Origin of the sequence: Gilliamella sp. App6-5 (assembly GCF_001690525.1) — a bacterium.
Lineage (GTDB): Bacteria > Pseudomonadota > Gammaproteobacteria > Enterobacterales > Orbaceae > Gilliamella > Gilliamella apicola_H.
In genome coordinates this window covers 138,567-148,326 of record NZ_LZGT01000004.1, presented here as the reverse complement: position 1 = coordinate 148,326, position 9,760 = coordinate 138,567, and the positions used below count along the sequence as shown (strand labels likewise).

The following is a 9,760-nucleotide window of genomic DNA, read 5'->3' as shown; positions in this document are numbered from 1 at the left end:
TTTTAGCATAGAAGAACTTCTCTTATAATGGACTCCTCTCTATTAGATCAAAGAACTCGCCAAAAAGCGAGTTCTTTGTCATCAATCTGAAAGCGTCAATAAAGGCGCTTTTTTTATATAGTATTTATTGTGTTCGATAGCGGTTATTGGTTGATTAATTTATGAAGTAATCCATCAACCAATACACTTAAAGGGCAATAGACAAAAGGACTATTGTTTTTATTGCTTATAAGAAGACAGGAATTTGGCAAATCTTCCGATCGCATCTTGAAGCTCTCCGGTATGTGGTAAAGCAACAATTCTAACATGATCGGGTTTATGCCAATTAAAACCGGTTCCTTGTACAAGTAACACTTTTTCTTGTAATAAAAAGTCTAATACCAATTTTTGATCGTTATGGATGTTAAATTGTTTCTGATCTAATTTGGGAAATAGATACAATGCACCTTGTGGTTTAGTGCATGAAACACCAGGGATGTCATTGAGCAAGCGCCATGCCAACATACACTGATCATATAGTCGCCCACCTGGTACAATAAATTCGTTAATACTTTGATAGCCTCCTAATGCCCCTTGAATAGCATGTTGTAATGGTACATTGGCACATAAGCGCATTGAGGCCAGCATATTTAAACCTTCAATATAGCCTTTTACATGATGTTTAGGACCACAAAGCGCCATCCAACCTTGCCTAAAACCTGCTACTCGGTAGGTTTTTGATAAACCGCTCATTGTCACAACAAATAGGTCTGGCGCTAGTGCTGCAATTGAATAATGCTGCGCATCATCATATAAAATTTTATCGTAAATTTCGTCAGCAAAAATAATCAAATTATTTTGCCTCGCGATTTGTGCAATTTCAAGCAACACGTCTTTACTGTAAACAGCACCAGTTGGGTTATTGGGATTAATAATCACAATTCCTTTGGTTTTGGGTGTGATTTTTTGTTTGATATCATCTAGATCAGGTGACCAGTTTGCTTCCTCATCACAAAGATAGTGCACCGCATTACCGCCAGATAAACTAACAGCCGCTGTCCATAATGGATAATCCGGCATAGGAACAAGTATTTCATCACCACTATTAAGTAAGGCCTGCATAGATTGCACTATTAGTTCCGATACACCGTTACCGATATAAATATCTTCAACATCTAAACTATTAATTCCTCGGGCTTGATAATGTTGCATAATTGCTTTACGAGCAGAATAAAGCCCTTTGGAATCACAATAACCTTGTGAAGAAGATAAATTTCTAATCACATCAACTAATAATTCATCAGGTGCTGCAAAACCAAAAGGGGCGGGATTTCCAATGTTGAGTTTAAGGATAGTTTGTCCTTCTTCCTCTAGTCGTTTAGCATGCTCAAGAATTGGTCCACGAATGTCATAACAAACATGTTCCAATTTATTGGATTTTTGGAAATTAACCATAATATCGCCCTTTCTGTTATTGTGATAATTTTTTTGCTTTAATGAAAAAACAATCTACTCCTATTTCGATAATTTTTGAAGATGCTATTATAGTTAGCTTAATAAATATCTTTTAAATGTCTAAAATTTGTGCGGAGCGTATTATGAAAACTATTTTAACCGTCATCGGTAAAGATCAAACGGGAATTATTGCCGGTATTAGCCAACAATTGTATGAATTAGATATTAATATTTTAGATGTCAGCCAAACCATTATGGATGAATATTTTACGATGATTATGTTACTTGATTTATCTAAAATTAAAGTGTCATTCGATGAGGTAAAAACAGCTCTTATCCAAACGGGCAATAAGCTTAAAGTCAAGATCAACTTACAACGTGAAGAAATTTTTGATGCTATGCATCGTTTGTAATATTAATTCGTTGTTTATTTAAAAGGATAGTTCTAATGGAAACAAAACAGATCCTCGAAACCATTAAAATGATTGAGGAAGAAAAGCTCGATATCCGTACAATAACCATGGGTATTTCTCTCCTTGATTGTATTGATAGTAATGGTGAAAAAGCACGCCAAAAAATTTATGACAAAATCACACGGTTAGCTAAAAATTTGGTCAAAGTCGGCGATGAGATTACCTCAGAATTCGGTATTCCAATTATTAATAAGCGTATTTCTGTCACACCCATATCATTAATTGCTGGCGCAAGCGATGATAAAGATTATGTTGCGTTTGCCAAAACACTCGATGAAGCGGCCAAAGCGGTGGGTGTGAACTTTATTGGTGGCTTTTCAGCTCTGGTGCAAAAGGGCTATCATAAAGGCGATGAAATTTTAATTAAATCCATTCCTCAAGCACTAGCACAAACTGAACGGGTTTGCTCATCAGTTAATGTGGGTTCTACCCAAACGGGGATTAATATGGATGCCGTAAAGCAAATGGGGCATATTATCAAAGAAGCGGCGAAATTAACGGCAGATAATAGCAGTATGGCATGTGCTAAGTTAGTTGTGTTTGCCAATGCGGTTGAAGATAACCCTTTTATGGCAGGTGCTTTTCATGGTATTGGCGAAGCGGATTGTGTGATTAATGTGGGGGTTAGTGGACCGGGTGTAGTTAAGCGAGCGCTGGAAAAAGTTAAAGGTGAACCTTTTGATATTGTTGCCGAAACTATCAAAAAAACCGCATTTAAAATTACACGAATGGGACAACTGGTTGGTAAAGAAGCTTCTGAACGTTTAGGTGTTAAATTTGGAATTGTCGATTTATCATTAGCGCCTACGCCAGCCATTGGTGACTCGGTTGCCCATATTTTAGAAGAAATGGGGTTAGAAGCAGTTGGCACTCATGGCACAACAGCGGCATTAGCAATGCTTAATGATGCTGTTAAAAAAGGTGGTGTAATGGCGTGTGGTCATGTTGGTGGGTTAAGTGGTGCATTTATTCCTGTGTCTGAAGATGCAGGTATGATTGATGCTGTCAATAACGGTGCACTCAATCTTGAAAAACTTGAAGCGATGACCTGTGTATGTTCTGTTGGGCTTGATATGATTGCTATTCCAGGCGATACGCCAGCTGAAACTATTTCAGCGATTATTGCTGATGAGGCTGCAATTGGGGTGATTAATCATAAAACAACCGCGGTACGAATTATTCCTGCGGTGGGGTTAAAAGTTGGCGATAATATCGAATTTGGTGGCTTACTAGGTCATGCACCAGTCATGCCGGTAAGCAAATTTGGCTCATATGATTTCATCAATCGTGGTGGGCGAATTCCTGCTCCCATTCATTCATTTAAAAATTAATGTATCAATTTTTTATAATCTAGTGACTTTTCTTATTCCGTCTACACATAAAGTAGGCGGTATATCAAAAAGGTTATATTGCTTGAGATATAAAATAATCTCAATTAATACATTATTTTATATCATAGTTCTTTTGTTCATTAACAATGATGTGATGCCAAATATGGAAGATAATATACTTGACCACTTTTTTAACAATAAACCCTCATTGATAGACTATAATGATGAATTAAAACTTATCGATATGATGATGAATTTACCTATAAGTTGGATTATTAAAAATAAAGATGAGTTCCTTTATGCACTAAACATATTATCTGACTCTTACACTATTCGTCATGGTTTTTTGCTGCAAACTGAAAAAGATGATTTGATTTTTAATCATTTTTGACAATAGTTAACTGAGGTAAATAATAAAACCGATATATCCATATTAGGATATATTGATGATTTTCCCCAGATGCACTAAAATTGGATGAATTTAGAAAAAATAATAAATTTGAATAAAAAATTATTTAGGAGAGACATATGGCTGAATGGACTGGAGTTATGTATGGATTTTATACTAATAAATCCATAGATGATGTGTTTTCTGCATGGTTCAAAAAATTAGCATCAATGAATTATCAATGTGAGCGAAGTCGTTTTCGAAATGATGAATTTCTATTTTGTTATAAAAATGATGAGATGCAAAATTATCACCTTGAGTATGGCTACAATTTAGATATTAATGGTGAGGGCTGTTTTTGCATTGAGGCAAAAAGTACAAAGCTACATGGAACTGCGACTTTGTTTAAGTTTGATAATGATTCAGATTTTGAGCCTTATGATATAAATTTACATTTTCAGCATGTATTTTATTATGTGCTTGTATTGCCGGATTTAATTGAAAATTCAAGGTTTTGTCAGAATATGCATCGTTTATTTACTAATATTCTTAATGAGAAAAAAATGGAAAATTAACAGGTAATAAATTAAATTTTCTTATAGCACATTAAATATCCTTAACGTGTAGAAAAAGGCCGAGTTGTTGACACTTCATGATTAAAATAATTCTCTAAAAACGCATAAGACGCCTTTCAAGAAATCGTTTTATGTGGTTTAACTACATAATAATATTGAATAAATAATTTTCTATCTTGTGATTCTAACAAATGGAATACAGCTAAATCTCAATTAATCACCAAACGGTATAGAATCCTGAATATTTTTTACAAAAAACACAGCCTGAAAAGTAAATATTCCGCTTGCCATCTTAACTTATTGTCAATAGATTTTCAAATTTAACCAAAGGTTTAATGCTATAACAGATAGTTTTATAACGTTCCATCTGACTGGTATAATGTCGATAAAAACTATATGATTATTTTGGCGCTAAAATTTCATAATAGCTTTCTTCATACCAGTAACGCATTCATTTTTATTCATGAAAATATTAGGAGTTAACGTGTTTAAATCAAAATACAATGTTCCAAAAGACATTGATAAACGTATTTCAAAGTTAAAGTTAAAAATAGATTCAAACAATACTTATATTGATTTCTTGAAAAGATATAATGTAGTTGTTTTTAATACTGAGGTTAATTTTGACTACTGTATTGATTGTGATGGAGAATCATTGCCCTTAGAGGTCATTTTGGGTTTTTCAAAGAAATATTATGAAGATCTCATTGAGATTAATGATACTTATTTAGATAGAATACCCGAAAATTATTTTGCCATAGCCACGCTTAATTATGGTGATCTACTTTGCTTAAGTCCAAATGGCGAAGTTTATTATTGGAATCATGAAGTTAATGATCTCTATTTTGACTTGTCTGTAAAAAATGGTTACCTAGAACAAAATACTAATTTAAAGCTTGTCGCAAATTCCTTTGATGCATTTTTATCCATGATTACCAGAACAGAAATCGAAGATGATTATAATCCTGATGAAGATGAATATAATAATCCTAATATTCCTTTTCCTGATGAAGCATTAGATACTTTCATAAAGTATCCAGAAAGTATATCAATGACTCCACAAAACAGGCTTATTAATTATTTAAAAAAAATGGAGTTATCTGAAAAAGGGCGCGAAGTACTTGCTAAATTGAAAGAGGAAGGTTTTCTGTAACAAGAACCAAACTAGCTGCATCAATCTTAGTCAAAAAAGTGGGCAAGTAAAATTGCAAACCTGAGAATACTCGTGAATGTAACTAATTAATATATTGAAAGTAATAAGTTGCGACTTTTATCGATAAGCTTAGGGTGTAGCTATTTCCTAAAAATTTGTATGAGTTAGTGTATTTTATCTAAGTTAGAATATAGTATTACAAAATGAAAATTACTTTAAACGGTAAAATAGGCGAGCATTTAGTCACATTCGAATCTGATTTAGGTCATGGCGCTGCTCATTGGCAAGATAATAAACCATTATCTAATACTTCTTATCATATTGAATTAGAAATCAATGATTTTTTTGAGTGGGGTAAAAATATAACCCTTGCAGAAAAACATAATTGTAGTATCAATTTAATTGATAACCACATAGTTTTTAATGCAAAAGTGATATCTTGTGAAGAACAGGGTCTTTTAGTTTTGTCACTTGGAAAAGATATTATTTTTATAGAAGCATCTCACAGCTGTGACATAGGTAGCTATGTATCATTTTTTACTACTCCAGATAATGTTATGTTACACCCTATAGAACTGTAATTTTTAAATAAAAGAATAACTAGATCCGTTTATTTGTTTCAGATGACTTGATCTTGCCAATCGGATTATACCTTGCTTATAACTTGTTGCAGTTATCTGTAAAAAGTAGTCGTGTTGTTTATAATCTGCTATCAAATATTTTTGATTTATTTTTATATTGTGGTTGAGCATGATAGATAAATGATTATATAATTGTAGCCCCGATTTAACCGATTACGAATTAAGTAATCATGAATACATGCTTGAGGATTTCTCGTGCCTGATATGAAGCTTTTTGCTGGTAATGCCACACCCGAACTAGCAAAACGTATAGCTAATCGTCTTTATACTTCTCTTGGTGACATTGTTGTAAGCCGTTTTAGTGATGGTGAAGTTAATGTCCAAATCAATGAAAATGTCCGTGGTGAAGATGTTTTTATTATTCAATCAACTTGTGCTCCAACCAATGACAATTTAATGGAATTGCTCGTCATGATCGATGCAATGCGTCGCGCATCTGCTGGTCGTATTACTGCGGTTATTCCTTATTTTGGTTATGCAAGGCAAGATCGTCGAGTTCGTTCGGCTCGTGTTCCTATTACCGCTAAAGTTGTCGCTGATTTTTTATCAACTGTTGGTGTTGATAGGGTATTAACCGTTGACCTTCATGCAGAGCAAATTCAAGGTTTTTTTGATGTGCCTGTCGATAACGTATTTGCTAGCCCAGTTATTTTAGAAGATATGTTACAACGTCATTTTGAACGTCCAATTGTGGTATCTCCAGATATTGGTGGTGTGGTGCGTGCTCGCGCGATAGCTAAACTGCTTAATGATACCGATATGGCGATTATTGATAAACGCCGCCAACGTGCAAATGAAGCTGAAGTGATGAATATTATTGGTGATGTTGCGGATAGAGATTGTATCTTAGTCGATGATATGATTGATACAGCAGGAACACTTTGTAAAGCAGCCGACGCTTTAAAAGCACGAGGAGCAAAAAGAGTGTTTGCTTATGCAACGCATCCAATTTTTTCAGGTAAAGCAGTGAGTAACATTAAAAGCTGTGCTATTGATGAAATTGTTGTTTGCGACACAATTCCATTAACGGCTGAAGTAAAAGCATTGAAAAATGTTCGCCAATTAACATTGTCAGGTATGCTTGCTGAAGCAATTCGTCGAATCAGTAATGAAGAATCGATCTCAGCTATGTTTCATCAATAATCTATTTTATCATTGAGTTAAATGCCCCTTTTGGGGCATTTTTCACAATAAAATCAGTGACAATAAAAATATTATGACAACAATAAAACTGATAGTAGGACTTGCCAATCCCGGCAATGAATATGCAACAACAAGGCACAACGCAGGCGCATGGTTTGTTGAACGATTGGCTCAGCGTTATAATCAATCATTAAAAAATGAACCAAAATTTTTTGGTTACACATCACGAATCAATATTTCTGGTCATGATGTGCGTTTATTAGTTCCAACTACATTTATGAATTTAAGTGGTAAGGCGGTGCAAGCTATGGCGTCATTTTACCAAATAAAGCCAGAAGAAATATTAGTTGTCCATGATGAACTCGACTTGAATCCAGGTATAGCTAAACTTAAGTTTGGTGGTAGTCATGGTGGGCATAATGGGCTAAAAGATATTGCCAGCAAATTGGGTAATAATTTAAATTTTCATCGATTAAGGATTGGTATTGGTCATCCTGGTGATAAAAATAAAGTGGTGGGCTACGTTCTTAACAAACCCTCTAAACCTGAACAAGCATTGATCGCTCAAGCTATTGATGAATCAGTGCGCTGTACGGATATTTTATTATCTCAAGGTATTGATGCTGCGATGAATCAATTACACGCTTTTAAGGCTTAGTTTATTGATTTAATCACAAATGGTTAATGTGTATCTGATTGAATATTATAAAAATCCACCCAAAATTGGGTGGAATGTCATTATCTTAGATTGTTCAATTAAGAAAAGAGATGAGTAATGTTACCGCCTTTTTCAGCGATTTTCTTCATGACTTCTTTAATTAACCATGTATTCATTGCTGCAGTATCATCAGTACTGCCAGTATAGTTTAGCTCTTGTGCTAATTTTTTACGTGCATCTAAGCTACTATCTATACCGAGTAATTTTAATAAATCGACGATAGACGTTTTCCAGTTGAGTGCTTCAGGATGCTTTTTAGCTAAATTATCAAGAATCGAGGTGACATCAACATTAGTTGCGGATGTGCCTTGCTCGACCTTATCTTGAATTTGTTTTGAGCTATCTGATACTGTGTCTTTGACAGATGCTGTGATGTTTCCGACTTTATCTTTCACAGCATCAACTGCATTTTCTACTGTTGCTTGAGCATTAGGAAATACTTTAGAAAAAATGTTATTTAAGATACCCATATTACACCTCTTAAGTTTAAACTGCTTATAAAAAACTGCTTAATGATATAGATGTAGAAAATATCAGAATTAATATAACGCTTAACAGGATAGAATGTCAAAAGCGTTATGCTTTAATAGCATTTTATGTATTAAGATACAATGCTTACCAAGATGTTAATCAATGATTTTAAATATTATTCTAATATTAAGCAAATTAATTACAATCAAAAAAGGATTATCTATCTGCAAATTTATAAAATTTTTATGAAAAAAACGATCTTAAATTGCGGTTAATCTTTTTTAGTATTTCTGATAAATTTCAATCCATAATCAGTTATCTATTTTCTTTAACTGAAGTTTTGAACATCATTATAGATTATAGTAAAGAAATTTTTATCAAACTGTAAATAAATTTTTTCAATAAGACTTTTGACGATAAATAGGGTAAATTATTAAACTAATACTTCTTTTTAGTTTTTAGGAGAAACTTATTTTTTATTGATTAAGAAAGGAGAGGAAGTCAAGATATGCGTTTTAATGAGCCACAAGTATTGATGTCAATAATAACTCAAGCCTCTTGTTTTTCTAAGATTCAAGAAAGAACTAATGCATTAAAAACATTGGCTAAAGTGGTTAATAATTTATTGCCATCTCCATTGAATCAACAATGCCGAGTGGCTAATTATCGCGAAGGCGTATTGATTTTAGAGGTAAGCACAGCGGGTTGGTTAACGAGACTGAAATATGAACAAAGTAATTTAATATCAGAGATACGAAAAAATATCTTACCGTCTCTATCGTCTATCCAATATCAGATTAATCCAGATATTTCAGTAAAGTTGTCACAGTGCCATTCTCAGACTGTTAAGTCATCTTTAGTATCGAGTGTGATGACAGCTAAAAGTGCAATGTTTTTATATGCATTAGCGGAAAATGCACCAGATAAGTTAAAAAAACAATTGATAAAACTTGCTAACCATGCAAAATAAGTGCTGTTAATTGGATTTCAATTTTATAAAATTAGATATAAGGAGTGAATAATGGATAAAGATATGCTTACTTATCTTATAATTGGATTAGTAATTGGTTTTATTATTGGTTTTATTTTTGTAAGCGTTATTAGCCCTAAGGCTCGTAAATATTCCAAAGTTAAACATGAACTAGAACAAGCAAAAGATGAATTAATAGCGCAAAAACAAATGATTGCTAAACATTTTTCTCATAGTGCTGAGATATTGGATAGTATGGCTAAAGATTTTCGTCGTCTTTATCAACATATGGCTGAAAATTCTAGTCAATTTATTGATGGTGATAAAGTCACATCTTTGGATTTTGATTCCAACTCTGATTCAGATGAAACAAAAGAAATGATCATTGATAAGCAACCTAGAGATTATTCAGATAATTCTTCTGGTTTATTTAAAGCGGATGAACACAAATCTTAACTACTAT

At 33.3% G+C, this 9,760-nt stretch carries 12 protein-coding genes; 10 read left to right on the top strand and 2 right to left on the bottom strand.

Annotated features, from left to right (window positions below; all coding sequences use genetic code 11):
* Positions 1–219 precede the first annotated feature (219 nt).
* Positions 220–1,434 (bottom strand): pyridoxal phosphate-dependent aminotransferase, encoded by a 1,215-nt coding sequence (locus tag A9G24_RS01115; protein WP_065637390.1) that lies wholly within the window; start codon positions 1,432–1,434, stop codon positions 220–222.
* Between the two features lie 143 nt (positions 1,435–1,577).
* On the opposite strand from A9G24_RS01115, the gene A9G24_RS01110 reads away from it, so the two are divergent.
* From A9G24_RS01110 to pth, 8 genes are all read left to right on the top strand, one after another.
* On the top strand, positions 1,578–1,847 hold the full coding sequence (locus A9G24_RS01110) for an ACT domain-containing protein (protein WP_065637389.1): 270 nt from the start codon (positions 1,578–1,580) through the stop codon (positions 1,845–1,847).
* A 35-nt stretch (positions 1,848–1,882) separates the two neighbouring features.
* Positions 1,883–3,238, top strand: a complete 1,356-nt coding sequence (locus A9G24_RS01105; RefSeq protein WP_065637388.1) for a PFL family protein — start codon at positions 1,883–1,885, stop codon at positions 3,236–3,238.
* 163 nt (positions 3,239–3,401) lie between these two features.
* The gene (locus A9G24_RS01100; RefSeq protein ID WP_218056175.1) at positions 3,402–3,629 is read left to right on the top strand and encodes a hypothetical protein; all 228 of its coding nucleotides are present in this window, start codon (positions 3,402–3,404) and stop codon (positions 3,627–3,629) included.
* Between the two features lie 137 nt (positions 3,630–3,766).
* Complete coding sequence (locus A9G24_RS01095; RefSeq protein ID WP_065637387.1) at positions 3,767–4,201, top strand: hypothetical protein; 435 nt, start codon at positions 3,767–3,769, stop codon at positions 4,199–4,201.
* Positions 4,202–4,685: 484 nt separating this feature from the next.
* Positions 4,686–5,354, top strand: coding sequence for an SMI1/KNR4 family protein (locus tag A9G24_RS01090; RefSeq protein ID WP_065637386.1), 669 nt, complete (start codon positions 4,686–4,688; stop codon positions 5,352–5,354).
* Between the two features lie 203 nt (positions 5,355–5,557).
* The gene (locus A9G24_RS01085; protein WP_065637385.1) at positions 5,558–5,935 is read left to right on the top strand and encodes a hypothetical protein; all 378 of its coding nucleotides are present in this window, start codon (positions 5,558–5,560) and stop codon (positions 5,933–5,935) included.
* Positions 5,936–6,190: 255 nt separating this feature from the next.
* The gene (locus tag A9G24_RS01080; protein ID WP_065637384.1) at positions 6,191–7,138 is read left to right on the top strand and encodes a ribose-phosphate pyrophosphokinase; all 948 of its coding nucleotides are present in this window, start codon (positions 6,191–6,193) and stop codon (positions 7,136–7,138) included.
* Positions 7,139–7,211: 73 nt separating this feature from the next.
* Positions 7,212–7,796, top strand: coding sequence for an aminoacyl-tRNA hydrolase (pth, locus tag A9G24_RS01075; protein ID WP_065637383.1), 585 nt, complete (start codon positions 7,212–7,214; stop codon positions 7,794–7,796).
* Positions 7,797–7,894: 98 nt separating this feature from the next.
* Here pth and A9G24_RS01070 read toward each other — a convergent pair whose 3' ends face one another.
* Positions 7,895–8,326, bottom strand: a complete 432-nt coding sequence (locus A9G24_RS01070) for a DUF3597 domain-containing protein (protein WP_065637382.1) — start codon at positions 8,324–8,326, stop codon at positions 7,895–7,897.
* Between the two features lie 509 nt (positions 8,327–8,835).
* On the opposite strand from A9G24_RS01070, the gene A9G24_RS01065 reads away from it, so the two are divergent.
* The gene (locus tag A9G24_RS01065; RefSeq protein ID WP_065637381.1) at positions 8,836–9,297 is read left to right on the top strand and encodes a DUF721 domain-containing protein; all 462 of its coding nucleotides are present in this window, start codon (positions 8,836–8,838) and stop codon (positions 9,295–9,297) included.
* Positions 9,298–9,348: 51 nt separating this feature from the next.
* Positions 9,349–9,753, top strand: a complete 405-nt coding sequence (locus tag A9G24_RS01060; RefSeq protein WP_065637380.1) for a YhcB family protein — start codon at positions 9,349–9,351, stop codon at positions 9,751–9,753.
* Positions 9,754–9,760 lie beyond the last annotated feature (7 nt).